Annotated in this window: 24 protein-coding genes; 8 read left to right on the top strand and 16 right to left on the bottom strand. The window is 65.6% G+C overall.

Annotated elements, in window-relative coordinates; translation table 11 throughout:
• Window positions 1–77: 77 nt before the first annotated feature.
• From dinD to G6P88_RS04195, 4 genes are all read right to left on the bottom strand, one after another.
• Window positions 78–1,406: a DNA damage-inducible protein D gene (gene dinD / locus G6P88_RS04210; RefSeq protein WP_206335854.1), complete on the bottom strand. Its 1,329-nt coding sequence runs from the start codon at window positions 1,404–1,406 to the stop codon at window positions 78–80.
• Entirely contained in the window at window positions 1,403–2,332 is a 930-nt protein-coding gene (locus tag G6P88_RS04205; protein WP_165321982.1) for an IS1595 family transposase, read from the bottom strand. The genes dinD and G6P88_RS04205 overlap by 4 nt, the downstream gene beginning before the upstream one ends.
• A 208-nt stretch (window positions 2,333–2,540) precedes the next feature.
• Window positions 2,541–3,371: a 23S rRNA (adenine(2030)-N(6))-methyltransferase RlmJ gene (locus G6P88_RS04200; RefSeq protein ID WP_165321981.1), complete on the bottom strand. Its 831-nt coding sequence runs from the start codon at window positions 3,369–3,371 to the stop codon at window positions 2,541–2,543.
• A gap of 64 nt (window positions 3,372–3,435) precedes the next feature.
• A complete protein-coding gene (locus G6P88_RS04195) occupies window positions 3,436–4,017 on the bottom strand; it encodes a pseudouridine synthase (RefSeq protein WP_165321980.1) in 582 nt (193 codons plus the stop codon).
• A gap of 152 nt (window positions 4,018–4,169) precedes the next feature.
• Between G6P88_RS04195 and G6P88_RS04190 the strand changes: the two genes are divergently transcribed.
• A complete protein-coding gene (locus tag G6P88_RS04190; RefSeq protein WP_165321979.1) occupies window positions 4,170–4,490 on the top strand; it encodes a hypothetical protein in 321 nt (106 codons plus the stop codon).
• Window positions 4,491–4,505: 15 nt separating this feature from the next.
• On the opposite strand, the gene bla is transcribed toward G6P88_RS04190, so the two are convergent.
• The 6 genes from bla to G6P88_RS04160 all read right to left on the bottom strand — a co-directional run bounded on the left by bla (window position 4,506) and on the right by G6P88_RS04160 (window position 9,133).
• The gene (bla, locus tag G6P88_RS04185) at window positions 4,506–5,405 is read right to left on the bottom strand and encodes a class A beta-lactamase (protein ID WP_165321978.1); all 900 of its coding nucleotides are present in this window, start codon (window positions 5,403–5,405) and stop codon (window positions 4,506–4,508) included.
• 87 nt (window positions 5,406–5,492) lie between these two features.
• Entirely contained in the window at window positions 5,493–6,248 is a 756-nt protein-coding gene (locus G6P88_RS04180) for a hypothetical protein (RefSeq protein ID WP_165321977.1), read from the bottom strand.
• Window positions 6,249–6,261: 13 nt separating this feature from the next.
• Window positions 6,262–6,861: a TIGR02466 family protein gene (locus G6P88_RS04175; RefSeq protein ID WP_165321976.1), complete on the bottom strand. Its 600-nt coding sequence runs from the start codon at window positions 6,859–6,861 to the stop codon at window positions 6,262–6,264.
• Between the two features lie 62 nt (window positions 6,862–6,923).
• On the bottom strand, window positions 6,924–7,847 hold the full coding sequence (locus G6P88_RS04170; RefSeq protein ID WP_165321975.1) for a S41 family peptidase: 924 nt from the start codon (window positions 7,845–7,847) through the stop codon (window positions 6,924–6,926).
• 4 nt (window positions 7,848–7,851) lie between these two features.
• The gene (locus G6P88_RS04165) at window positions 7,852–8,790 is read right to left on the bottom strand and encodes a hypothetical protein (RefSeq protein WP_165321974.1); all 939 of its coding nucleotides are present in this window, start codon (window positions 8,788–8,790) and stop codon (window positions 7,852–7,854) included.
• A gap of 13 nt (window positions 8,791–8,803) precedes the next feature.
• Window positions 8,804–9,133, bottom strand: a complete 330-nt coding sequence (locus G6P88_RS04160) for a hypothetical protein (protein ID WP_165321973.1) — start codon at window positions 9,131–9,133, stop codon at window positions 8,804–8,806.
• A gap of 156 nt (window positions 9,134–9,289) precedes the next feature.
• On the opposite strand from G6P88_RS04160, the gene G6P88_RS04155 reads away from it, so the two are divergent.
• Window positions 9,290–9,682, top strand: a complete 393-nt coding sequence (locus G6P88_RS04155) for a hypothetical protein (RefSeq protein WP_165321972.1) — start codon at window positions 9,290–9,292, stop codon at window positions 9,680–9,682.
• 158 nt (window positions 9,683–9,840) lie between these two features.
• Here G6P88_RS04155 and G6P88_RS04150 read toward each other — a convergent pair whose 3' ends face one another.
• Window positions 9,841–10,095, bottom strand: coding sequence for a hypothetical protein (locus tag G6P88_RS04150; RefSeq protein WP_165321971.1), 255 nt, complete (start codon window positions 10,093–10,095; stop codon window positions 9,841–9,843).
• Between the two features lie 200 nt (window positions 10,096–10,295).
• On the opposite strand from G6P88_RS04150, the gene G6P88_RS04145 reads away from it, so the two are divergent.
• A complete protein-coding gene (locus G6P88_RS04145) occupies window positions 10,296–12,065 on the top strand; it encodes an acyltransferase family protein (RefSeq protein ID WP_165321970.1) in 1,770 nt (589 codons plus the stop codon).
• A gap of 72 nt (window positions 12,066–12,137) precedes the next feature.
• Here the strand turns inward: G6P88_RS04145 and rpsI are convergent, their stop codons facing one another.
• From rpsI to G6P88_RS04130, 3 genes are all read right to left on the bottom strand, one after another.
• Window positions 12,138–12,701, bottom strand: coding sequence for a 30S ribosomal protein S9 (gene rpsI, locus G6P88_RS04140; RefSeq protein ID WP_165321969.1), 564 nt, complete (start codon window positions 12,699–12,701; stop codon window positions 12,138–12,140).
• The gene (rplM, locus tag G6P88_RS04135) at window positions 12,701–13,180 is read right to left on the bottom strand and encodes a 50S ribosomal protein L13 (protein ID WP_165321968.1); all 480 of its coding nucleotides are present in this window, start codon (window positions 13,178–13,180) and stop codon (window positions 12,701–12,703) included. Before rplM ends, rpsI begins: the two co-directional genes overlap by 1 nt.
• Window positions 13,181–13,312: 132 nt before the next feature.
• A complete protein-coding gene (locus tag G6P88_RS04130) occupies window positions 13,313–14,380 on the bottom strand; it encodes a COX15/CtaA family protein (protein ID WP_206335853.1) in 1,068 nt (355 codons plus the stop codon).
• Window positions 14,381–14,479: 99 nt separating this feature from the next.
• Here G6P88_RS04130 and G6P88_RS04125 point away from each other — a divergent pair, with 99 nt between their 5' ends.
• From G6P88_RS04125 to G6P88_RS04105, 5 genes are all read left to right on the top strand, one after another.
• Window positions 14,480–16,738, top strand: coding sequence for a xanthine dehydrogenase family protein molybdopterin-binding subunit (locus G6P88_RS04125; protein WP_226946718.1), 2,259 nt, complete (start codon window positions 14,480–14,482; stop codon window positions 16,736–16,738).
• The gene (gene hemH, locus G6P88_RS04120) at window positions 16,735–17,751 is read left to right on the top strand and encodes a ferrochelatase (RefSeq protein WP_165321965.1); all 1,017 of its coding nucleotides are present in this window, start codon (window positions 16,735–16,737) and stop codon (window positions 17,749–17,751) included. The genes G6P88_RS04125 and hemH overlap by 4 nt, the downstream gene beginning before the upstream one ends.
• A 97-nt stretch (window positions 17,752–17,848) precedes the next feature.
• The gene (gene phbB, locus G6P88_RS04115; RefSeq protein ID WP_165321964.1) at window positions 17,849–18,571 is read left to right on the top strand and encodes an acetoacetyl-CoA reductase; all 723 of its coding nucleotides are present in this window, start codon (window positions 17,849–17,851) and stop codon (window positions 18,569–18,571) included.
• A gap of 10 nt (window positions 18,572–18,581) precedes the next feature.
• Window positions 18,582–18,815 carry a ribbon-helix-helix domain-containing protein gene (locus tag G6P88_RS04110; protein WP_226946717.1) on the top strand — a complete coding sequence of 78 codons (234 nt, stop codon included), beginning with the start codon at window positions 18,582–18,584 and terminating at the stop codon, window positions 18,813–18,815.
• A gap of 167 nt (window positions 18,816–18,982) precedes the next feature.
• Window positions 18,983–19,828, top strand: a complete 846-nt coding sequence (locus G6P88_RS04105) for an LLM class flavin-dependent oxidoreductase (RefSeq protein WP_226946716.1) — start codon at window positions 18,983–18,985, stop codon at window positions 19,826–19,828.
• A gap of 44 nt (window positions 19,829–19,872) precedes the next feature.
• On the opposite strand, the gene G6P88_RS04100 is transcribed toward G6P88_RS04105, so the two are convergent.
• Together G6P88_RS04100 and G6P88_RS04095 are read right to left on the bottom strand one after the other, a co-directional pair.
• Window positions 19,873–20,844 (bottom strand): ferredoxin reductase domain-containing protein, encoded by a 972-nt coding sequence (locus tag G6P88_RS04100; RefSeq protein WP_165321961.1) that lies wholly within the window; start codon window positions 20,842–20,844, stop codon window positions 19,873–19,875.
• 131 nt (window positions 20,845–20,975) lie between these two features.
• A complete protein-coding gene (locus G6P88_RS04095; protein WP_165321960.1) occupies window positions 20,976–25,637 on the bottom strand; it encodes an NAD-glutamate dehydrogenase in 4,662 nt (1,553 codons plus the stop codon).
• Between the last annotated feature and the right edge of the window lie 32 nt (window positions 25,638–25,669).

Here is a 25,669-nt window from a genome sequence, read left to right as displayed (position 1 = left end):
CCTCGTTCAAGCGGATCACCGAGCAATGCCAAATTTTTGGGAGCTATATACATTCGTGACCCAAGGCGGAATTTGATCTACTCTTTGAAGTAGCTCCATACGAACTCCATGCCCTTGTCGGTAATCTTGAATCCTCCCCGCACGTCCTCGGCATACCCTTGGTAGATGAAGTTCGACTTGCTCGCCTTGTGTGACTTGAGGTTGCGGACAATCTGCGAAAATTTGGAGTCCTTTCGGCTTTCATTCGTCGCCATATGGTCGTCTGACAGCTTTACATAACCCGGCATCGCATCAATCAAATCGCTGGTGGTGATTTCCCCATTCGGCCTGACCGACATGATGAGTAGCGCATATTTCCAGAGGTCTTTGCTGAGGTCGATTTCAACCGGATCAGCGGCCTTGGGGGCAGCCAGTGGCTGCTCGATACGTGTCTGTGCAGGGATCGCTCGCATTCGCTGCTGCTTGCGTTCCTGTGCTGCAATCTTCTTCACATTCTCTGCCACGGGCAGGTTTTCAGGCATGATGCCGCTAAGCTGCTCAATGGTCTGGCGGACCTTTACGCCGACCTCATAGTGAGCAGTGCATGCAGCTTCCTTGCCTCGGATGTCTTCCCTGCGAAGTTTTTCCTCGGTTTGCGTGATGCGAAAGAGGTTCGCAGCAAGTTCGGTGCTCCCCATGTGATCAAGGACGTTCGCCTTCGCTGGAAGGTTCTTATATCGCTTTATCTCATCGACCCCACGGCCACCATATAACCCCTGATAGCCCTTGTTGTGGAATTTCGCGAAATCCTTCCCGGTTTCGACACCAGCGGCTTTCGCCGCCCCGTTGAGTTTCTTGATCTCTGATACGACCTGCTCACGCAGATATAGCCGCTGGTGGTTTTCTGACAGCTTGCCGAAATCTATACCGTCTCGGTCGGTGAGTTCCTGGCGGCGGGTTTGGATGGCGAAATAGGTCTGGGCGAATGCGACAGGGCGTTTCCGGCCATCACCGTTTTGCGCGACGAGATAGCACGCATAGCGATCCAAGCGGATATCGGCGATCTCACGCCCGGCCCCGCTTCCAACCGTGACCATTTTGCCGACGTCGGCAAAATGGTCGGCAGCGTTATGGCCGGATTGCTCGCAAGCCGCCTTGGCCTTGGTGATGACGGCGAGAAAGTTGTCCCATTTCCCGTAGCCAAGAAGCGTCGCCAAATCTCTGGCAAACCAGACTTTATCCCCGCCTTCGACGTCTTCTCCGGCTGCCTCGAATCGATCGATCAATGCGTCGATGCTGTCCACTTCAGCCGCGTTTTCGACTAATTCCGTGACTTCGCGGGGATTGGTTTGCGCAACACGCTGCATGGCCTCATCAAAGTCGAAATCAAACTTCACCGGGCCATCCAGTTTGCGATTGTCTGTCATGCGATCAGTTCCTTGTAGGTGAGGCGACCGGAGACCTGATCCAGCAGCGCATTGACCCGATCGCCTTCCTCGGCCTCACGCCGATTAAAACGCCACGTCATCTCGCAGAGATAGCGGCTCAAGTGCTTTGGGGAGAGCCAATGGTGGGTCCCGATCACCTGCCGCTTGAACAGCGCCAAAACACTCTCAATACCGTTGCTACGCAGGCAGAAATGCCGGACATACTCGCTCGCACTGTGGTTGACGCGATGATGCGTGTAGCGGCCTGAAAGCCCGTCGAAACTGACATGCTCATCCGTCATCACGCTGGCACCCGGCGCGACAACGCTGTTGATCGCGCCTTGGACGTTCTTCGCGCGCAGGTTGGGCAACGTGCCGGTGACAAGTTCGCCGCCCCGCTCAAGGATGCCCATGATAATGGCTTTGCCCTTGCCACCCTGCTTGCCGCCCGTGCGCTTGCTATGCTTCTTCTTTTTCTTGCCGCCGATGAACGTCTCATCGGCCTCAACCTCGCCTTCCAGCGGGCGATTGAAGGACTTCGTTTGCGCGGCATAGCGCATCCGGTGCAGCATAGACCAAGCGGTTTTTTGGGTGACGCCGATATCCTTGGCGAGCTGGGTGCTGGCGATGCCCTCATTGTGGCTGGTCACAAGCCAAACGGCGAGCATCCATTCGCGCAAGCCGATCTTACTATCCTCAAAGATTGTGCCGACCTTGATTGAGAACCGCTTACGGCAATCGCCGCACTTGTGGGTGCGACGGTCGGAAAATCTGTAAACCTTGGTCGAGCCGCAATGCGGGCAGAACGCGCCATGCTTCCAGCGGATTGCAGCGAAGTGCTCGACGGCGGCTTGCTCGTCGGGAATCGCCTTCATCATCTGGATGAGGCTGTTGAAGTGCTGCTTTGCGGGGGCTGGGCGTTCCATGCCCCCCATATGGTAAGGAAATCAGATTGGGTCAATCAAGTATATAAAACGAAAATTTGGCAACATTGATTTTTATTGGAGCAATATTCGTCAGTCTGCAATCTGCCTCGCCGCTGGTGGTAATATTGAGATGAGTGCCGGCCGGCCTCGTCTAAGGCAGGACCGCGCTAATCCCTCCTGCCGGCCAACGCGCCAATCCAACCCCATCTCACCCGCCCAACCACTCCGCCGTCATCTCCCCCCTATGCCCCTCCGGCGCCAGCGTGGCGCGCAGCGCTTCCAGCAGCGGCGGGAGGGCCTGGGTGAAGGCGTAGGGCGGGTTGACGATGAACAGGCCGGCGCCGTTGTAGAGGCCGGGCTGGACGCTGTCGTAGAGCCAATGCTCCACGTTCATGACCTTGGGGATGCCGAGCCGGCGCAGCTGCTTCTTCCACTGGAAGTGCGTCTCATGGTCCTTCAGCGGGTACCAGATCACCGTCACGCCATGCGCCCATTTGCGGTGGGCGGCGGCGAGGGTGGTGGTGATGCGGGCGCGTTCGTCGGTCTGTTCATAGGGCGGATCGACCACCACCACGCCGCGGCTGGTGCGGGTCGGGACCATCGCCAGCCACAGCTCATAGGCGTCGCGCTCATGCACGGCGGCGGCGGTGCCGCGCATCGCGCCGCGCAGGGCATAGGCGTCCTCGGGGTGCTTTTCGTTGAGGATCAGCAGGTCCTGCGGGCGCAGCAGCTGCGCCAGGATGCGCGGTGAGCCGGGGTAGAGGCGCGGCTCGGCCCCGTCGTTCACCGCCTGTACGGCGGCGCGATAATCGTCGAGCAAGGGGTTCGCATCGGCAAAGGCGCGCACCACGCCCTGCATCGCCTCACCGGTGCGCTGGGCTTGATCGCCCTCGAGGTCATAGATCCCGCAGCCGGCATGGGTGTCGATCAGGGTCAGCCCGCCATCCTTGAGCTGCAAGGCGCGGACAAGTGCGATCAACAGGCTGTGCTTCACGACATCGGCGCTGTTGCCGGCATGGAAGGAATGGCGATAATTCATCGGAAAGCGTCAAAACCCTTCTGCGCGAAGCCTGTCATTCCATGTGCCGTCGGCACCCAGGCTGTCACCGGCCATAGCCGCCGCTGCCGGCCTCGCCCAGAGCAGAGACCTCCTTGAACGCGCCCGGCGCGATCCCCGCGACGGTCCAGTCGCCGATCGACCAGCGCACCAGCCGCAGCGTGGGCAGGCCGACCGCCGCCGTCATCCGGCGCACCTGCCGGTTGCGCCCTTCGCGGATGGTGATCTTCAGCCAGCTGTCGGGGATCAGCTTGCGCTGGCGTATCGGCGGATCGCGCAGCCACAGGTCCGGCGCGTCGATGCGGGCGACCTCGGCCGGCAGGGTCATGCCGTCGTTGAGGCGGACGCCGCGCCGCAGGGGCTCCAGATCGGGCTCCTGCGGATCGCCTTCGACCTGGACGAGATAGGTCTTCGGCATCTTGAAGCGCGGATCGGCGATGCGCGCCTGCAGCCGCCCGTCGTCGCAGAGCAGCAGCAGCCCCTCGCTGTCGCGGTCGAGCCGCCCGGCGGGATAGACGCCCTTTACCGTGATGAAGTCGGACAAGGTCGATCGCGTCGTCGGCGATCCGCGATCGGTGAATTGCGACAGGACCCCAAAGGGTTTGTTGAACAGGAGCAGCCGGGCCATGCCGGGTCCATATCCTGCGACGGCGTCCCTGTCTTCACGCCCATGCCGCAGCGGGACGGGCGGCGCGGTCGGCCGGTGCGGGCATCGGCCTGCGGCTATGGCATGAACAGGCATCTGTGCTTGGGCGCGCTTGCCATGCTAGGGCCGCCGCCATGTCGAACTCCCGAAACAATGCCGGTACCGTGGTCGTCGATGGCCTGTCCTATGACTGGCGGCTCCAGCGCGAACCCGGTCTGTCGGACGACGAAGGCTGGCGGGGGATGACGATCTCGCTGCTCCAGCAGGACGCCAGGCGCGAGGCGCTGGTCGAATTTCCGCCGCCCAAGCGGCTTTTGAAAGGGCTGCCGCGCGGTCGCCTCCAGCTCGACGACGCCACCATCTCGCGCTGCGTGCGCGCCGCTCTGTCGGCCGGTTGGGAGCCGGAATCGCGCGGCCGGCCGGTGGTGTTCATGGTCGACGCCGACGGGAACTGAGACGCTCGCTGCCGGTCATCTTCGATCGACAGTTCGCGCAGCCAATCGCCCAACCTCCGCCAACACCCCCGCAGACGCACCACTCTCCCCCGCGAAGGGCGCCCGCGTCTCATGATAGGCGGCGACGATCAGCGGCACCGCGCCCGCCGGTCCCCCGAACGCCACGTCGACATAGATGCGCCGCTCGGGGCTGGTCCATGTGCCGGTCTTGTCGCCGGCGTCCCATCCGGCGGGGAAGCCGGCGCGGAGGCGGTCCAGGCCGGTGGCGCTTTCGCGCATCCAGCTTTTCAGCGTCTCGCGGCTGGCGGGGCTGAGTGCGGGGCCGAGCAGCAGGGTCGCCGCCGTCTGCGCCATCGCGCGCGGGGTGGTGCTGTCGAGTCGGCTGCCGGGGGGCACGTCGTTGAGCGCGGGTTCGGTGCGGTCGAGGCGGCTCATCCTGTCGCCGATCGAGCGCCAGAAGCGGGTCAGCGCCTCGGGACCGCCGAAGCGGCGGAGCAGGATGTTGGCGGCGGGATTGTCGCTGGTGACGAGCGTGCCGCGCGCCAGTGCCTCGACGGTCAGGCCCGTCTTCGTGGCGGGGCGGGTGACGGGGCTGTGGGAGAGGAGGTCGGCTTCGGTCCAGTGTAGCGTCTCGTTCAGATCGATCAGCCCGCGCTCGGCGCCCGCCAGGATCATCGCGGCGAGCGACAGCTTGAACGCGCTGCACTGCGCGAAATAGTCGTCGGCGCGCCAGCCGGTGCCGCGCCCCGTGGTCGGATCGAGGATATAGGCGCCCAGCCGTCCGCCCGCGCGGCGCTCGATCGCGGCCAGCGCCTCGCTTGTTGCTCTGCCTTCGCCGCGCGGCCGGTGGTGGGTGCAGCCCGCCAGCGACAGGGCCAGCCCGCCGCCGAGCATCGTCCGTCGATCGAAATCCATCAGGGCGCCCCCGCTGCGCTGTTCCGTCAGCGCGCAGCGAAGCCGAAAAGGGCGAGACTGTCGAGGGTATCGACCGGGTGGCGCCCTTCAAAGAGAGGCGGGCGGTGCGTCGATCGCGGCATAGTCGCGGTAGAGCGCGAGCAGGGCGGGGCTCACCGTTTCCGGTGGGCGGTACCAGCGCGTCGGCTCGATCGCCGTCACTTCGGCCGGCAGCCGATCGATCAGGGGCAGGACGCCGCGAAAGGCCTGCGTCTCGCTGCGGTCGCCGATCAGTTCCTCGAAGGCGTAGCGGTCCTCACGCTCCTCGACCGTCAGCCGGGCCATATGGCCCGCCTTGATCCAGAAGAGATTATACCAGCACCAGCCATAGCGTGAGGGAAAGAGGCCGGCGCGGGTCAGCGCGGGATCGCGGAGGAAGGCGTCGAGATCGGCGGCGAGGGCAACATGGCTGTGCAGGCGGAACAGCCCGTTCTTGGTCTGGGAGAGGTCGCCTATACCCTTGCTGTGGCAGTAGAAGATCGGCTCGTCGGGCGGCAGCGTTTCGGCCAGCGCCTTGAGCGCGCGGAAGCCCGGATATTCGAAGCGGTTGTGCCGGTCGGCCTCGACCGACAGCGGATCGACCGCGAAGCCGTGCGCGGCGATGCGCGCATGGACCGCCTCGTCCCATTTTCGGGGGGCGACATAGGGGACCAGCACGCGGGCGCCATCGGCCAGGCGCGCCACCAGCTGTTCCAGCCAGCGCATCTGCCCGTCCATATAGGCGAGCCGCTCAGCGACGATGGCGTCCTCGCTCGCCTCGTCACCGAGATAGCCGAAATAGACGATGTGGCGTCCGCTGGACATCGGCGGCGGGCCGTCAGCTATAGTTGAAGCTGATGCTGATCCGGTCGCCCTTGGCGCCATTGGGGGGCACCTCGTGGCGCAGCCAGCTTTCCCACAGCAGGATCATGCCCGGCTTCGGCTCGGCATAGACGAAGGCGCGGTCCTCCTCGGGCGCGTCGGGGCGGCGGGGCGGGGCGGCCATCATCAGCGGCAGCCGCGGATCCTCGAACTTCAGCCCGCCCGAGCCCTCGGGCACGGCGACGTAGAAGGTGCCGGAGATGGTGCTGTGCGGGTGGATATGCCCCGAATGGGTGCCGCCCGGCTTCATCAGGTTGACCCACAGGCTGTCGAGCCGGAGCTTGCGGCCGAGATCGAGGTGCAGATCCTCGGCAAAGCGCGCGACGTGGCGGTTCAATATCTTGGCGAGGTCGGCGAAGGCCGGGTCGCGTGCGGGCAGATCGTTGAGCGAGGCATAGGAGGTATAGCCGCGATAGCCCTTCTCCTTCGACCAGGCCTTGCCGGCGCGGTCCTCGGCGGCGAACGAGCGCACGGAATGGTCGAGCTCGGCGAGCAGGGTCTCGTCCTCGACAAGGGCGTCATAGATGCGGGTGACGAACAGCGATCGGATGGCCATGGCCCGCACAAGCACGGGCGTGCGGCCGGTTCAAGTCCCGTTGCGCCGCGCGGGGGCCAGGCTCAGCGCGGTGGGGTCGCCGCCAGCAGGGCTTTGGCCTTCTTCAGCGCGGCGTCGACCGGCTTGCGGTCGACGGGGACGATGTGGCGCGGGGTGAAGCCGCGCCCCTCCAGCCGGGTGCCGTTCGCGGTGCGGATGTCATATTCGGCGACCGTCAGCATGCCGCCGCCGGGGAGGCCATGCTCGACCCCGCCCGTGACTGCGCCCGCCGTCTTCTGCCCGATCGAGACGGCGCGCCCGCTTTCGGCTAGAAAATAGGCCAGGATCTCGGCGGCGCTCGCGGTGTCGGGGCCGACGATCACGGCGAGCGGGCCGCGATAGGCGCGGGGACCGGCGCCGCGCGTATATTCCTCGATCTCGCGGCGGCCATTGAGCCGGATCAGCAGCTGCTTGCGGTCGGTGAACAGGCCGGCGATCTTGTCGAGAATGTCGTCCCGCCCGCCCAGATTGTCGCGCAGGTCGAGGATGACGCCGCGCAGGGCCGGGGCACGCTCGATCTGGTCGCGCAGCCATTTGTCGTCGCCGCCGTCGAACTGGTTGAGCGTGACCAGCAATATCCCGCCGTCGAGCATGGCCGCCGCGCGCGCAGGGGGCAGGTCGCGCTCCTCGGGCGGCTCCTTCTCCCAGCGGATCTGGCCGGGGCTGGTCGCATAGACATGGCTGTCCTCGAGCTGGTCGAGCATGCGGTTTACGACGGCGTAGAGCTGCTGCTCGTCCTTAGCCGCCAGCGCCTGCGGGTAGAAGCGGTCCCGGATCGCGTCCCAGTCGTTGCCGCCCATCGAACGATCCCAATAGCGGTCGGCGACGATCGACCAGGCGCGGTCGAAGACCCGGGCGTTGAGATCGTCTCCACGGCCAAGCACGGGCGTCGAAGCGCTGGCGAGGCAGCAGAGCGCCAGGACGAGGCGGGACAGGCGGCTCTTCATCGTGTCAGTTCGCCGCGCAGCGCAGGCTGAGGCGGTTGGTGCGGCGGTCGATCTCCGCGCGGTCGCAGCGGTCGAGCCGGTCGCGCCCAATCAGGACGGCCGGCCACGCTTCCTGCTGTGGCACGCGGCGCTTGACCATGATGTCGCCGGCCTTGTCCGGGTCGCGCGGATATTCTTCGCCGCCGCCGAAGTCGGCGGTTCGTACGATCATATCTTGATATACGAAGCCCCCGACATTGGCCGGACTGTCGAACCGCAAGGTCGAGGCGGGGCGCTTGATGCCGAATGCGGCCTCGATCTCGCCGGCATCGTCGAGCCGACCGCCATGTGCGCGCGCGAGGATCGCGCCGGCCGAGCCGGTGGCAACCGTCCGTTCCTTCTCCAGCGAAAATTGAACGAAGATCGCATCGGCGCCCACTGTCTGACGCGCCTGGGGACCATGGATCATATTGTCGTCCAGCGTATAGTCGGTCACCAGCGTCGCGTCGCTGTGGCGGCTGCCTCTTTCCATCACGATGCTTTCATAAGGCAGGAGGCCCAGGCCGATCTCACCATCAACGTCTTTGCAGCACTCCCGGCCATGCGAGGCGAGGGTGACGATCATCTTGCGGCCGTTGATCCGAATCTTTGCGGCCGCCTGAAGCCCGCGCAGCCTTTCCCTGCCGACCAGCGCATCGAAACCGCTCTCGAACGCGAACCCGCGGCTCGGCGGGTCTGCTTCGATGCGGCGAACGGCGTCGGGATTGAGCTCGATCAGCCGCTTCTGGTTAAGCGACACGCGCAGCCTGAGGGGTACGTCTCCGACGGCGAGAGTGATGATCGGCGCATCCATGTCGAGCCGCAGTTCGCCAGACAGCGGCAACTTCTGGGCCGCATCGGCCGGCCGGAGGGGAATGGCCGCCGCCGCAACCGCGATAAATGCGGCAGCAGCAAGCGGCATCATGCCCGACTTTGCGTCAGTTGGCGCGGTACGACCGGTAGGCGGGGGCCGCCGGAGCCGCGCTGTAGGCCCGGCTCGTGCTGCTGCGCGGCGAACGGTAGCTGCGGCTGCGATAGGTCCGGCGCTCCTTGTTTATCAGCGTGTTATAAAGCACGCCGCCGGCACCGCCGACAAGCGCGCCTTCGCCGACCGAAAGACCGGGGATGACCGCGCCGGCGATCACGCCGCCCGCCGCGCCGATGCCGGCGCCGCGCAGGATGTGGTTGGCGCTCTGTGCCGAGGCGGGGGCAGCAGCGACGCCAAGCGAGAGCAAAGCGGCGCTGCCAATAAGTGCGAACCTGTTCATGGCAGTACTCCTTCTTCCATTTCCACCGCCAACGGACGAATTACTGACCGGTTCCCCCGTTCATCTAGGGGCAAGGAAAGAGCACGTCCGGTGCGTCTGCTCATTGAAGGTTCATTTGCTGAACCGCATATTGACCGCAGTCATGGAGGTATTTCGATGCGCGCTAAACTGTGTCTTATCGGCGTCGTGCTGATGGCTTCGGCCCTCCCCGTGCAGGCGGCGCGGCCCTCACCCGAGGCGAGGCTGGCGAAGACCCTCGAGGGCCGCGTGGCGGGCAAGCCCGTCACCTGCATCCCGCAGCGGCAGATCCAGTCGACCGAGATCTTCGAGCGGACCGCGATCGTCTACAAGATGGGCCGCACCTGGTACGTCAACCGGCCTGTGAACGGCGCCAATTTCCTCGATCGCAACGATGTGCTGGTGACCGACACGCGCAGTCCCGACCTGTGCAATGTGGATATCGTACGCCTGCTCGATCCCGGCACGCGTTTCCAGAGCGGTACGGTCGGGCTAGGCAATTTCGTGCCCTACAGCAAGCCGAAGTCCTGATCGGAAGACGGCAGGGCCTGGGCAGCGTCCGGGCCTGCACCGTCGCCGCAGCGGCGTCGCGCCTTTATCTGCCAGGTGACATCGGCTGACAGTTCAGAAAGCCGCGCAGCTCAACAAGATTGAGCGCTCAACCTGATGCAATCGGATCGAAAACCGCTTTAGTCGGCGTGCTCGGTCCGCGTCGCGGCGTGATAGGCGACCTCGCGCTGCACCTCGGCCATGTCGGACCCAGCGACGAGATTGATGTCGCTCGCCTTGCGAAAGCGGATGTGGACCGGGCCTTTCATTTGGCGGGGCGCCGCGCTCTCGGCCGATGCGGGAGGGGCGTCGATTGCGGACACCGGGCTCTCACCCTGCGCGAAGGCGGCCGTCGCTGTAGACGCCGCAATCAGGAACAGCACAACCCGCTTCATCGACTCACTCCGTACCGGCACCGCGAACACCCGGTGCTGCCTCCCGATAGTGCAGGGCTTGTCATCGGGGAAATGACGAAATGCTCTTACACTGATCGATTTAACAACTGTTGACGAATCCCATGGCAGATTGGCGTTCGGCGGGCACGACCGCTATTCGTCTAACCGCAGTTCGGCCCGGCCGGACCTGAGCGGGGGGCATGTTGGATCATCGCGGTGAGATAGACGGGCTTCGCGCGGTCGCCCTCCTGCCGGTGATGTTCTTCCACGCGGGGCAGAAAGCCTTTGCCGGGGGCTTTCTCGGCGTCGACGTCTTCTTCGTCATCAGCGGCTATCTGATCACATCGCTGCTCACCGACGAGAGCCGCCGCGACGCGCTGTCGCTGCGCCATTTCTATGAACGGCGCATCCGACGGATCGTGCCGATGCTCTATCTGGTCATGCTGCTCTGCGCGATCGGGGGATGGTTTCTCATGCTGCCCGACCAGCTGGAGAATTTGGGCCAGTCGCTGGTCGCCACGACATTGTTCTCGAACAATCTTCTGCTCGCGGCGACGACGGGCTATTGGGATATCTCGATCACGCTCAAGCCGCTCGTCCACAGCTGGTCGCTCGGGGTCGAGGAGCAGTTCTACCTGCTGCTGCCATGGCTGTTCGTGCTGGTCCGGCGGCGCGGCGCGATACTGGCCTGGCTGATCACGCTCGCGCTGGCGAGCCTGCTGCTCGCCCTTGTCCTCTCACGTCATTTTACGGTGGCTGCCTTCTATCTGTCTCCGCTGCGCTTCTGGGAGATCCTGGCGGGATCGCTCTGCGCCTGGCGTGGACGTGTGCCGTCCTCGGCCAGAAGCGACCTCGCCGCCATTCTCGGCCTGATGCTGATCGCGGCAGCCATGGCTGGGGCGGCGCGCAACATGGCTTTTCAACTGCTGTGGATGGTCCTGGCGGTGGCCGGCACGGCGCTCTTCCTGTGCGAGGCCTCCGCGCACCGGGGCGCGGGCAGGCTGCTGGCGTGGCGCCCGGTCGCTCTGCTCGGCCTGATCAGCTACAGCGCCTATCTGTGGCACCAGCCGGTCTTCGCCTTCACCCGGATGATAGTGCGCGAGCCGCCCTCGCCGGCGCTGCTTTCGGCTATGATGCCGGGCATCCTCCTGCTCTCCTATGCAAGCTGGCGCTGGATCGAGCGGCCCTTTCGTGCGGCGGACAGGGTGGCAACGCGGACGCTGCTGTGGGCGTTCGGCGGCACGAGCCTCCTGCTGCTCGGCGTCGGCGTGGCTCTGCATGTCGGACGCGGCTATCCGACGCGAATTTTTCCGCCCGAGCCGGGCATCATTGCCGACACCTATATCGAATATAACCGGCAGGCGTTCCGCTATCGCAAGGCGCGTTTCGACGGCGGTCGACCCGTGCGGCTGCTGGTCGTCGGCAACAGCTTTGGTCGCGACATCGTGAATATCGTGCGCGAGGGCTGGGGAGAGAAACGGATCGAGATCGTCTATCGAGACGACCTGGACGTCTGCAGCTTTCGCGATGGCGATGCCTGGGCCAGAAAGCTTGTAGCCAGCGCCGATGTGCTGCTGTTCAATGGTGTTGGCCGTCGCGAAGGCGAGGCGTGCGTGACCCAGAGTATCGGCTGGGCCCGACTGCACGGCAAGCAGCTTTTCTATGTCGGGACCAAGAGTTTCGGGACGAACATCAATTGGTTGGCGACAGTTCCGCAAGAGCGACGGTCATTGTTGCTCAACACGCCCGACCCGGTGGTCATGCTCAACGATGTTCGCTCGGAGGCGCTCGTCCCGCCAGCCTATTTCGTCAGCCTGATGCGGCCGATCATGATCGGCGCCAAGGTGCCTTTCACCGATGAGCACGGCCGGCTGCTGTCTGCGGACACAACGCATCTCACCCGGGCCGGCGCACGCTATCTTGCCCGGCATCTTCGGTCGGATCCCAGATTGAGAAGGGCGCTCGGCTGAACGAGAAGGGGCTGAACGAAAAAGGGGCCGCCGTTGCCGGCGACCCCCATATTCGGTTCCGGAAAGACCGGATCAGCGCTTCGAGAACTGGAAGCTGCGGCGGGCCTTCGCCTTACCGTACTTCTTACGCTCGACCGCGCGGCTGTCGCGGGTGAGGAAGCCGGCTGCCTTGACGGGCGCGCGCAGGACCGGCTCATACTTGGTGAGCGCCTGGCTGATGCCATGCTTGACCGCACCGGCCTGGCCGGAGAGGCCGCCGCCCTTGACGGTGGCGATGACATCATACTGACCTTCGCGGCCGGCGACCGAGAAAGGCTGGTTGATGACGAGACGCAGCGTCGGGCGAGCGAAATAGACTTCCTGGTCGCGACCGTTGACGGTGACCTTGCCGGTGCCCGGCTTCAGCCAAACGCGGGCAACGGCGTCCTTGCGGCGGCCGGTCGCATAAGCGCGGCCATAGGCGTCGAGTTCCTGCGCACGAAGCGGGGTGTTCGACTGGACGACGACCGGAGCGGCGGCTTCGCCGGTCTCGGCGGCGGGAGCCTCGGTGCCTGCGGCAGCGGCCGGAGCAGCCGGAGCGGCGGCCGCGCCGGTCAGCGCGGCGAGGTCGGAAAGCGACTGGCGGTTATCGGACATTATGCGCCCACCTTGTTCTTGCGGTTCAGCGAAGCAATGTCGAGAACCTCGGGATTCTGTGCGGCATGCGGGTGCTCACCGCCCTTGAAGATGCGCAGGTTGCGCATCTGCTGGCGACCGAGGGGACCGCGCGGGATCATCCGCTCGACGGCCTTCTCAAGGACGCGCTCGGGGAAGCGGCCGCCGAGGATCTTGTCCGCGCGGGCTTCCTTGATGCCGCCGGCATAGCCGGTGTGGCGATAATAGACCTTCTGCGTCAGCTTGCGGCCCGTGAAGCGGACCTTGTCCGCGTTGATCACGACGACATTGTCGCCGCAGTCGATGAACGGGGTGTAGCTCGGCTTGTGCTTGCCGCGCAGGATGTTGGCGATGATCGAGGCGACGCGGCCGACGACCAGCCCTTCCGCATCGATCAGATGCCACTTCTTTTCCACCGTGGCGGGAGTCGCCATCTTGGTGGTCTTCATGAGCGCCTTCATGGGCCTGGGACCTTCTGTTTCTTTCGTTCTGAAAATGAACGACGCCGCCCCGCGAAGAGACGGCGTTGACGGCGCGCTAATGCGCGGAGAGGCCAATTGAGTCAAGTAAATTGGGCCTGAATTAATGTGGTATTATGATACCTTCAGGCGGTCCAGGCCATGCGTGGCCCACAGCAGGCTGGCCAGCAGCAGCACCGCGACCCCCTGATGGGCGACAGCGACGACGATATCGACGCCGGTCATCAGCGTGGCGATGCCCAGCAGGATCTGGAGGACAAGGAAGGTGGCGATGGCATGGACCGCGCCCTTGGCGCCCGCTGCCTTGGCTTGTCGGGCGAGCAGCAGTGCGGCGAGTGCGGCGACCCAGGCCCACCAGCGGTGGATGAACTGGACGACGATCGGATTGTCCCAGAGATTGGCAAGGCCGAGCACGGAGTTCCAACCGCCCTGCGGGAACCAGTCGTCCCCCATTTTGGGCCAGGTCGAGAAGGCATAGCCGGCGCGCAGGCCCGCTACGAAGGCGCCGAGCATGATCTGCGTCGCGAGGATGCCGATCGCGAAGAGGCCGATCGCCGCCGGTCGCGCGGGACGGGCGGCGGGATTGCGCGCCAGCCGGAACAGATCGAGCGCGGTCCACACAAGCGCCGAGAAGATGGTGAGTGCGGCCAGGAGGTGGACCGCCAGACGCAGATGGCTGACCTCGGTCCGTTCGGACAGGCCCGAATAGACCATCCACCAGCCGATCGCGCCCTGCATGCCGCCCAGCGCGAAAATGCCGACCATGCGCCAGCCATAGCCGGCAGGGATGGCGCGCCGCCACCAGGCGACCAGAATAACCACCGCGAGCACCGCGCCGATGCCGCGCGCGAGCAGCCGGTGGACATATTCCCAGAAGAATATCTCCTTGAAGCCGTCCAGCGTCATGTGGAGGTTGAAGGCGGTATATTGGGGGATTTGCTTGTAGTTATCGAACTCGGCTGCCCACTCCGCGTCGTTGAGCGGGGGCAATATGCCGCTGATCGGCTTCCATTCGGTGATCGATAGACCGGATTCGGTGATGCGCGTGATCCCGCCGACGACCACGATCATGAAGACGAGGGTCGCCACGACGAGAAGCCAGGCGCCCAGGGCGCGCGGCTGCGGGTTGGAGGAGGCGGGGCGCGAAAGCATCGACATGCGCGCCCCATGCGCCAGCGTCATCGCCGGATCAAGCAGTCCCAAGGGGAAAAGCATGCGGGGCAGGCTGCCTGCCCCTTCATGAAGCTGGCATCGCGACGGCGGCCCGCCTATCGTGGGTCGATGCATGGAAGGACGGACCGCGAAGGCGAAGCGGTAAAAGCGCGACCGGGGATAACCCGCCGGAAGCTTCTGATCGGCGGCGGCGTCGCGGCGGGGCTGGTGGTCGGCTGGGCGATCTGGCCGCGCAACTATGCTCCCAATCTGCGTGCGGCGCCCGGCGAGACGATCTTCGACGCCTTTCTGAAGATCGGGGCCGACGGCCGCGTGACGGTCGTCGTGCCGCAGGCTGAGATGGGGCAGGGCGTCTATACGTCGCTGCCCCAGATCCTAGCCGACGAACTGGGAGCCGACTGGCGTACGGTGGCGGTCGAGCCGGCGCCGATCAATCCGATCTACGCCAATATCGGTGTCGTTCGCGAAGGCATGGAGCAGGCCCTGCCGGGGTGGTTGCACGGCGTAACCGCCTTTGCGGCGCGCGAGATCGCGATGCGCGCCAATCTGACGATGACGGCCGGATCCTCGTCGATCCGCAGCTTCGAGCCGCGGCTGCGCGAAGCGGGGGCGGCGGCGCGCAGCCTGTTGTGTAAGGCGGCCGCCGAACGATGGAAGATCGACTGGAAGGCCTGCGATACGGAAGCGGGCTTCGTGGTCCGCGGCAACGACCGGCTGCGCTTCGGCGAGCTAGCGGCTGCCGCTGCGCTGCTCGAACTGCCGAAGGAACTCCGGCTGCGGGAGCCGGATGAACGGACGCTGGTCGGCAAGGACGTTCCCCGTCTCGATCTGCCGTCCAAGGTCGATGGCAGCGCGCAGATGGGGGCGGACATCCGCCTGCCCGGAATGCTCTATGCCTCGATCGCGCATGGCCCCTATGGCGCCGTGCGTCCGGCGAAAATGATTACCGGCGATGCCGACGCGGTGCCCGGTGTTTCTGCGGTGCTCACCAATCCGGGCTGGGTCGCGGTGGTCGCAAACAACTGGTGGGCGGCGGACCGTGGTCTCCAGGCACTTGCGATAGAATGGGAGGCTGCCGGGCCGAAGCCCGACGACGCCTCGATCCGCAAGGCGCTGGCCGCCGCGCTCGACGGCAAGGAGCGCAAGCGCTTCGCCGAGCGCGAGAAGCCCGATGACGTCCTGGCCGGTGCCGGGGTGGTGACAGCCACCTATTCGGTGCCCATGATCCCGCAGGCGCCGCTGGAAACGCTGACCGCGACAGCGCGTGTCGGCGAAAGCGGGGTGGAAGTGTGGGTCCCGACCCAGTCGCTTCCCTTCACCCGCGCGGCGGTGGCCAAGGCGCTCGGCCGCGACGAGGCCAGCGTGACCGTCTATCCGACGCTCGTCGGCGGTGGCTTCGGTCGGAAGATCGAGGTCGATGCGGCGGTCGAGGCCGCGATCATCGCATCGAAACTGCGCAAGCCGGTGCAACTCGTTTGGCCCCGGCGCGAAGATATCCAGCACAGCCGCTTCCGACCGCCTGCGCTCGGACGGCTCCGCGCCAAATTGGGGCCGGCGGCGTCGATCGCCGGCTGGTCGGCGACGATCGCGACGCCCTCGTCCAATATGGAGATGATGGACCGTCTCGGCGGTAAGCCGCGCGCGGCGTCGTTCGATCCGGATCAGGGCGCGGTCGAGGGTGCCGTGCCGGCCTATGCGATCGCGGCGCTGGCGGTCGAGCATGCACCCGTCGATATCGGCGTCGGGACCGGCGCCTGGCGTTCGGTCGCTAACAGCTACACGGCCTTTTTCACCGAAAGTTTCATCGACGAACTCGCGCTGTCGGCCGGACTGGATCCGCTGTCTTTCCGCATGCAGGCCCTGACGAAACAGCCCCGGCTCGCACGCTGCTTGCAGACCGCTGCCGCGCTCGGCGGCTGGCAGGGCGGGGAAGCCGGAACGGGTCAGGGATTCGCGCTGCACAGCTGCTTTGGAAGCCATGTGGCGGTGATGGCCGAGGTGCGCGCCGAGGGGGGCGACATCCGCGTCACCAGCCTGACCATCGTCGCCGATGTGGGCAAGGTGATCCACCCCGACATCGTCCGTCAGCAGTTGGAGGGCGGTGCGACCTGGGGCTTGGCCAACGCATTCGGCGCGCCGGTTTCGCTGGCCGAAGGGATGGCTACGGCGCAGAATTTCGACGGCCTCAACCTGCCCACGCTCGCCACCACGCCCGAGATGCGGGTCGAAATCATCCCTTCGGAGGAGCGCGTCGGCGGTGCCGGTGAGATATCGGTCCCACCCGTCGCGCCCGCTATCGCCAATGCCGTCTTCGCTGCCACCGGCAAGCGACTTCGCCACCTTCCATTGAGCCTGTCCGACGCATGAGCCATCTTCCTTCAGACCATCCCCCCGTGCCGGCCCGCCGCGTCGGTGTCCTTCTCGTCAATCTGGGAACGCCGGACGCGCCGACACCGGCGGCCGTGAAGCGCTATCTGCTGGAGTTCCTGTCGGACCGCCGGGTGGTGGAGATACCGCCGGTTATCTGGCAGCCGATTCTTCGCGGGATCGTCCTGAACGTCCGGCCGCGCAAGTCCGCGCATGCCTATTCCCAGGTGTGGACCGAGGATGGCTCGCCGCTCGCGTCGATCACCCGCCGCCAGGCCGAAGCCCTCGCGGCCCGATTGGGCAACGAGGTGCTGGTCGATTATGCGATGCGCTACGGCAATCCCTCGATCGCATCGCGCCTCGAGGGGCTGAAGGCGCAAGGCTGCGACCGGATTTTGCTCGCGCCGCTCTATCCTCAATATAGTGGGGCCACGACAGGCAGCGTTGCCGACAAGGCGTTCGAAGCGCTTGGTACGATGCGCTGGCAGCCGGCGATCCGGACGCTGCCGCCCTATTACGACAAGTCCGTTCATATCGAGGCGCTGGCCGCCTCGGCGCGGGACGGCATCGCCGCGCTCGATTTCGAGCCCGACGCCATCCTTGCGACCTTCCACGGCATGCCGGAGCGGACGCTGCACCTCGGCGACCCCTATCACTGTCAGTGCCAGAAGACGGCGCGGCTTTTGGGCGGTGCGCTGGGCCGCGAACTGGTCGTATCCTTTCAGTCACGCTTTGGGGGCGGCAAATGGCTGGAACCCTCGACCGAGGACATGCTCGCGCGCTTGGCCCAGGACGGAAAGCGCAAAATCGCCCTGATCGCGCCCGGCTTTGCGGCGGATTGTCTCGAGACGCTCGAGGAACTGGCCATTCGCGGCAAGGAGCAGTTCGAGGCGGCCGGCGGCGAGCGTTTTGCCTTTCTGCCCTGCCTGAACGACACGCCGATCGGGATGACGATGCTCGAGCGCCTGGTGCGCGATGAACTGCAAGGGTGGGTGGCCTCGCCGGTAATTTGATTTACCCCTGAAAGGGGTTAATTTTCTTGTCGTTGCGCGCTTCCGCTCGTCATCTTCACGCTCTAGCATCGCCTTCGAATCTGTTGGGAGAAGCTATATGGCGCGTGTTGCGATCGTTACCGGAGGAACCAGGGGCATCGGCGAGGCGATCAGCCTCGCGCTCAGGGACGCGGGCGTCGTCGTCGCCGCCAATTATGCCGGCAATGACGAGCGTGCGCGCGCCTTCACCGAGCGTACCGGCATAAACAGCTACAAGTGGGACGTCGCCGATTATGACGCCTGCCATCGCGGTGTCGAGCAGGTCGAAGCGGAACTCGGCCCGGTCGACATCGTCGTCAACAATGCCGGCATCACCCGCGACGGCACGCTGCTGAAGATGACCTACCAGGATTGGAAAGAGGTCATGGACACCAATCTCGGCGGCTGCTTCAACATGGCCAAGGCGACCTTCCCCGGAATGCGCGCCCGCGGCTGGGGGCGGATCGTGAACATCGGCTCGATCAACGGTCAGGCCGGCCAATATGGCCAGGTCAACTATGCCGCCGCCAAGTCGGGCATCCACGGCTTCACCAAGGCGCTGGCGCAGGAAGGTGCGAAGTCGGGCGTGACCGTGAACGCGATCGCCCCCGGCTATATCGACACCGACATGGTCGCCGCCGTGCCGCAGGACGTGCTCGCCAAGATCGTCACCAAGATTCCGGTCGGCCGTCTCGGCCATGCCGAGGAAATCGCGCGCGGCGTCGCTTTCCTCTGCGCCGAGGATGCCGGCTTCGTCACCGGGTCGACGCTGTCGATCAACGGTGGCCAGCACATGTATTGATCGAAACAGGGTGGCGGGTCCGGTAAAGCGTTCGGTCAACATCGCCGGACACGCCACTTCGATCACCTTGGAGCCGATCTTCTGGGAAGCGCTGCTCGCAGCGGCCCGGGAAGACGGGCTTCCCCTCAATGCCCTGGTCGCACGCATCGATGCTGAACGCGTCCAGGATGACGATCTCCCCAATCTCGCCAGCGCCATCCGCGTCTGGCTGTTCCGCCGCGCGACCGCCGGCATCGCCGGCTGATACCCGGGCGCTCGCTCCGCTGACCCTTGTCGGCAATGGCCGGATGCCGGTCTTGACTAGGCGCCGGGCGCCCTCGACAAACGCGTAAACGGGAAGAGCCGAGGGGTCGCATAGGGCCATCGAGCGAACGGGAGAGCGGTGAGATGCGTTTCCATTTTGCGGAGTCCATGACCAATCCGGAATATTATATTCCGCTGGCCCGCGCTGCCGAGGAGGCCGGCTATTTCGGCTTCGTCATCCCGGACAGTCTCATCTACCCCAAGGCTTCGGATACGGCCTACGCCTATACCTCGGACGGCGGGCGGGAGTTTCTCGAAAACAAGCCCTTCCTCGAATCGTTCATCGCCGCCACGGCGATGGGGGCGGCAACGGAGACGCTGCACTTTACCACCAATGTGTTGAAGCTGCCGGTGCGGCCGCCGGTCTATTCGGCAAAGCTTGCCTCGTCGATCGCGGCGGTCACGCGCAATCGCTTCTCGCTGGGCGCGGGCCTGAGCGTATGGCCCGAGGACTATGCCGTGATGGGCGTTCCCTGGGAGAAGCGGGGCGAGCGCTTCGACGAGTGCATCGCCATCTTCCGGGGGCTGACTGCCGGCGGATATTTCGAGTTTCACGGCCAGCATTACGATCTGCCGCCGATCAAGTTGAACCCCATACCGACGCAACCGATAGAGGTTCTGATCGGCGGGCATAGCGATGCGGCGCTCAAGCGTGCCGCCAGGAACGACGGCTGGATGTATGCGGGGGGCGGCATCGATGCCCTGATCCCGCTGATCGAAAAATATCACGCCTTTCGCGAGCAGGCGGGTCGGGCCGACGCGCCCCACAAGATATTCGCCACCGACATGGGCAGTGTCACGATCGACACCATAAAGCGCTACCAGGATCTGGGTGTGACCGACCTCGCCGTGGCTTTCCGCAATCTCTACGCGGTCGAGGAAGACAGCCAGCCGCTACAGGACAAGCTGGACGATATGCGACGCTTCGCAGACGCGATCGTCGCGCAGTTCTGATCATAGGGCGGCGGCGGCACAGGGGGGCGGCCGTCCGCCAGCCATTAGTAGACCGACTGCTTGTACAGGCCGGCTTCGGCCATCGCGTCGAGGACGTCTCCGCCGAGGATGGCCGTCAGGGTCGCGTGCACGTCATCGCCCATAAGGCTGCTGCCGCAGACGTAGATGGCGCATCCCGCCAGCGCCCAGTCTATCACGGTCATCCGCGCATCCTCGATCTGGTCGGTGACGAGCCTCTGCTCCTCGCCATCTCCGGGGAAGACGAGGTCGCACCGCTCGAGATGGCCGGTCGAAACCCATTGGGTGATCTCTGCCGCGAGCACCTGGTCGTCGGCACTGTTGCGGTCGCCGAAAATCAGCCAGTTGCGCGAGCCGGCCGGGCGAGCCTTGATCTGGGCATGGAGGCCGGCGATCCCGGTCGCGTTGCCGATCAGGATCAGCGGGACATCGGCGGGCGGTGGCAGAAAGTCGGCGCTGTCGCTGATCGCGATCCGGACCTCGTCGCCAGGCTGGATCGACTCGCACAGCCAGCGCGACCGTCGCCCGCCCTGAGGTGCCTGGAGGGGAACAAGTCGCACGACCAGTTCGAGCATACCGTCCTCTGCCGGGGAGCCGATCATGTAGCTCCCGACCGGCGCGTCGGCCGGAGAGTCAGGGTCGTCAAGATTGCCGGCGGGGCCACAATAGACGCGGGCCACGGCGCCGGCGCGCCAGGAGGAACTAGGCGCATCCTGCGTGAACCGCAGCCGATATAGAGGGCCGCCGGCCGAATCCGGGTTCGCAAGCAGTCGCTCGGTGAGCCGCCATGAGTGAAAGGCGTCCCTGTCCAGAAGCGGTTGTGCGCGGACGTTGTCGAGGCCACGTTCGGCTGGCTTGCCGCCGTCGGCCGCAGGCCGCGGATCGGGAGGTTCGAGCCCCGAACCATGCGTGCGTTTCAGCACGGCGAAGGTGATGAACGCGAACAGAAGGACCGCAAGGGCCGCCGGTATCAGCAGGATCAGATTGAAACCGGTCAACGTGCTCTCTGCTCGAAGGGAAAGACAGGGCTGCGCCCCGCGACATTCGCCTAAACCGTAGGGACAGGCGAAGCGGGGTGCAAGCATCCTGCATCGGGATTATCGCTGGCCGCCGCGAGAGGCGGCCAGCGTCATCTCGCGAGCAGGGCGCGAGCCTGGGTCGCCAGCTGGGCGAGCATCGCCGCGCTCGGAGCCGCCGCCACGCGCGCCCGGGCGATCGTCCGGCGGAATTGGTCGACACGCGCGCCATGGCTGGCGAGCCATTGCGACACGGCCTCGGCTGGACCGCGGCTACCGTGGCGCGACAGGAAGTCGAGCCGGATCTGGCCGAACTCGCGCGTAAGGCCCGCGACAAGCAGACGCTCCCATGGATCCGCACTGCGGAAGCGGGCGGAGGCGACCTTCGCCCAGTCGAGCCCCAACTGCTCGCCCAACTGGACATAGGCGCGGGTCACCTCGACCTCATCGGCGGACAATGTGCTCGCGAGCGCAGCGGTTCCAATCGCGCCGTCCATCTCGGCGACGCGCATCAGCCCGTCGATGACGGCCGGCTCCACCCTGTCGGCGTCGATCCGCTGGCGCAACTGGTCGGACTGCTGGCGCGCTTCCGCTTTGAGCAGTTCGCCGCGCGATGCATCGAGGCGCTGAAGCCCCGGCTGCAACATCGCCACGACGGTCCCGATATCGGTTCCGGACGCGACGCTGCGCAACAGATCGGCGACATGCGAACGGGCGGCATCGGCGAGGGTCGTCAGAAGGGTCAGGCGAAGCTGCTCTTCGACCTCAGCCGTCTCGATACTCTCGAAAATCGCTTCCAGCCCGAACAGCGCATCGGCGGTGAAATAGGCGGTTGCGACCTGCGACAGGGCTACGCCTTCCTCCTCGGCGATCTCGAACGGAGCGACGATGCCGAGCCGGTTGATCACGCGGTTGGACATCTTCGTCGCCAAAATCTGCGGACGGAGGCGGTGCGCGCGGATCGCGTCGGCGAAATCCGAGCGCATCGCCTCGGGGAAGCTCGCGAGCAGCAGCGGTTCCAGCGCCGGATCGTCGGTGGCGTCGCTCGCCTCGATCGCATCCTGCAGCGCCAGCTTGCCGTGCGACAGGAGGATCGCCAGCTCGGAGCGGGTCAGACCCTGGGCATCCTGAGCGCGGCGGAGCAGCATGTCGTTTCCGTCAAGCCCGTCGACGGCGCGGTTGATGCGGCCCGCATCTTCGAGGATCTCGATCACGCGGAGTTGCGAGGGGAGGGCGTCAGCGCCGCCGCGCTCGGCAAGCGACAGGGCCAGCGTCTGAAGGCGATTGTCCTCCAGCACGATCCGCGCGACGTCGTCGGTCATGCGGCCGAGCAAGGCGTTGCGCGCGTCGAAGGGGAGGCGCCCCTCATTCATCTCGCGGTTGAGCGCAATCTTGATGTTGACCTCATTGTCCGAGCAGTCGACGCCCGCCGAATTGTCGATGAAGTCGGTGTTGATCCGGCCGCCCTTCAGCGCAAAGCCGATGCGGCCCGCCTGGGTCACGCCGAGGTTGGCGCCTTCGCCGATGACGCGTGCGCGGATGTCCTCGCCATTGACGCGATGCGCCTCGTTCGAACGGTCACCCACTTCGGCATTGGTTTCCGAGCGGGCCTTCACATAGGTGCCGATGCCGCCGAACCACAGAAGATCGACCGGGCTCTTCAATATCGCTGCGATCAGCGCAGAAGGGTCGAGCACGTCGTCCTGGATATCCAGGGCGGCCTTGACCTCGGCGGAGATCGGAATCTCCTTCTGGTCGCGCGGGAATATGCCGCCGCCCTTCGAAATCAGCTTCGCATCATAATCCATCCAGCTCGAGCGGGGCAGGGCGAACAGGCGCTGGCGCTCCGCGAAAGACTGCGCCGCGTCGGGATTGGGATCGAGGAAGATGTGACGGTGGTCGAACGCGGCAACAAGGCGGATCGACTCCGACAACAACATGCCGTTGCCGAAGACGTCGCCCGACATGTCGCCGCAACCCACGACGCGAACGGGGTCTTTCTGCACGTCGATGCCCATTTCGGCGAAGTGACGCTGGACCGATACCCAGGCGCCGCGCGCGGTGATGCCCATCGCCTTGTGGTCATAGCCATGGCTGCCGCCGCTCGCGAAGGCGTCCCCCAGCCAGAAGCCGCGCTCTACCGCGATCGCATTGGCGACGTCGGAGAAAGTCGCGGTGCCCTTGTCCGCCGCGACGACGAAATAGGGATCCTCGCCGTCGCGGATCACGACCTTGGCTGGATGGACGACCTTGCCATCGACGATATTGTCGGTGACCGACAGCAGTGAGCGGATGAAGATGCGGTAACTTTCGGTACCTTCGGCCAGCCAGGCGTCGCGATCGGAGGGCGCCGGCAATTGCTTCGCATAGAAGCCGCCCTTCGCGCCGGTCGGCACGATGACAGCATTCTTGACGACCTGCGCCTTCATCAGCCCGAGGATCTCGGTACGGAAATCGTCACGCCGGTCGGACCAACGCAGTCCGCCGCGAGCAATCGGGCCGCCGCGCAGGTGGATGCCCTCGACACGAGGGCTGTAGACCCAGATCTCGCGCCACGGAACCGGCGCAGGCAGGCCGGGAATGCCGCTGGAATCGATCTTGAAGGCGAGTGCTTCCTGAGCGGCGGGGGAGAAGGCGTTGGTCCGCAGCGTGGCGCGAACGACCGCCCTGAAGCGACGCAGCATGCGATCGTCGTCGATCGCGCTGACCTGCTTCAGGCCGGTTTCGATCGCGGCGTGCAGTCGTTCGGCCTGCTTGTCGTCGCGCTGGCCGGGTTGGTGGAGCGCGCGGAAATAGGCGATGATGTCGCGCGCAACCCCCGGCGCCTTCTTCAAAGCCTCCACGGCGGTGCCGAGGCCGTAGGAAAAGCCGGTCTGGCGCAGATAGCGGAACCAGGCGCGGAACAGCACGGTCTCTTCGGGCTGGAGGCCGACGGTCACGATCAGTTCGTTGAACAGGTCGTTTTCGGCGCGGCCCTCAAGCGTCGCGGCGATCGCCCCTTCGGCAATCTCGGCCCGCTCGAGCAACGGCCCGGTTCCGTCGGCATCGGCGACGTCGAGCAGGAAGTCATGGATATAGCCGATTTCGCCGCCGTTGAGCGGCGTCGGGATTTCCTCGAGTACCCGAAAGCCGAAATTCTCCAGCACGGGGACCGCTTCGGACAGAGGTATCAGCGCGCCCTTGCGATAGATCTTCAGCCGCAGGCGGCCGGCCGGATCGCGCTCCTTTCGATAAAGGCGGCATCCGCGGGCCTGTCCGTCGGGCAGCGCATTGAGGCGCAGAATGTCGATCGCCGCGTCTGCCGGCGTCGAATGGGTGCGATAGGTGCCCGGAAAGGCCGCCGCATAGTCGATCGCCAGCCGGGCCGCCCGGTTGGCGGGCTCGACCTCGGCAAGCTGCGCTTCGACCGCGGGCTCCCAGCCGCGCAACATCTCGGTCAGGCGGCGGTCGAGCGGCTCGCCATCGGGAACCTCCGCATGGGGCGGAAGGTCGAACATGTAGCGGATCTGCGCGATATCGCCTTCGCCGAGCTGCAACGACCAGTTGGCCAGCGTCGCGCCGGTCGCCTCGCCGAGCATGTCGGCTATGGCGGTGCGGCTGCCGGTGGTCAGCAGTTCGCGGGGCAGCCAGACGATGGCGACGAGATGCTCGCCGAGCGTCGTCCGCACCAGTTCGAGGCGCGGGCGGGGACGATCGACCAGCGACATGGCGCTGAGGACGACGCGCTCCAGCGCATCGGCGGGCAGGGCCAGGACGAGATCGGGCGGCAGTTCGGACAGCGCGTGGTGCAGCGCCTTGCCGGCATGGCCACGCGGGTCGAAGCCCAGCTTCTCTTCAAGCGCGGCCAGGCGCGTCCGCAGCACGGGGATCTCGTCGACCGGCGTGCGCAACGCAGCGCTGGTCCACAGCCCCGCGTGGACCGAAAGCCCCTTGATCGTCTTGCCCTCTCTGACCGGGCAGATGATCAGGTCGAGCGGCGCCCGGCGGTGAACGGTCGAACGGCAATCGGACTTCAGCACCAGCGGGGCACTGCCGCCTTCCTCGAACCAGGCGAGCGCGGCTTTCGCCGTATTCTCGCGCCAAAGTCGGGGCTCGCCGACCCGCATGATGCCGAGCGGCCGGCTGGCGCCGTCCTCGCCGGTTTCGACGCGATGGCCCAGCAGCGTCAGGTTGCCATCGAGGAGCCAGCGCAGCAGCGCGGCACCTTCCCCGTCGGGCAGCAGTTCGGCGTCGTCGCGCATCGCGACCTGCATCGCCTGCCAGTCGCGCACCGCTGCACGGACATCGGCGAGGACCGACCGGATTGTCTGGGCCAGCGCCTGGCGCTCGCGTGCGTCGACGCGGTCGGCTTCGAGATAGATGAGGGATTCCCGGCGCTCGCCCACGGTTCCATTCGGCAGCAGCGCGGTCAGTATCCCGTCTTCGTCGCGACGGACGGCCGTGACCGGGTGGAGCAGTCGCCTCACTTCGACATTGTGGTTGGCCATGGCGGCCGAAACGGAATCCACGAGGAATGGCATGTCGTCATTAACGATCGCGACCCGCATCAACCGCCGGCCGTCGCTGGTTCCGCCAATGCTCTGCACGAGGATGGCGGGGTGCCCGGGCTGACGCTTATGCGCTGTCTCCGCGACGAAGCGGGCAGCGGCATCGAGCTGGTCCTCGTCCATGCCGGCGAGTTCGCCCGGCAGAGCGCCGCTGGTCAGGACCTTGGCGAAGATTGCGGGGAAATCCTGGCTGTCCCGGTTGGAAAGATCAGCCGCTTCGATGTCCATTTAGTCCGCTCCTGCTCGCCGCGTCCGGTCTT

Origin of the sequence: Rhizorhabdus phycosphaerae (assembly GCF_011044255.1) — a bacterium.
GTDB lineage: Bacteria > Pseudomonadota > Alphaproteobacteria > Sphingomonadales > Sphingomonadaceae > Rhizorhabdus > Rhizorhabdus phycosphaerae.
The sequence above is the reverse complement of the archived record's forward strand: the minus strand, read 5'-3'. Positions and strand labels throughout refer to the sequence as shown.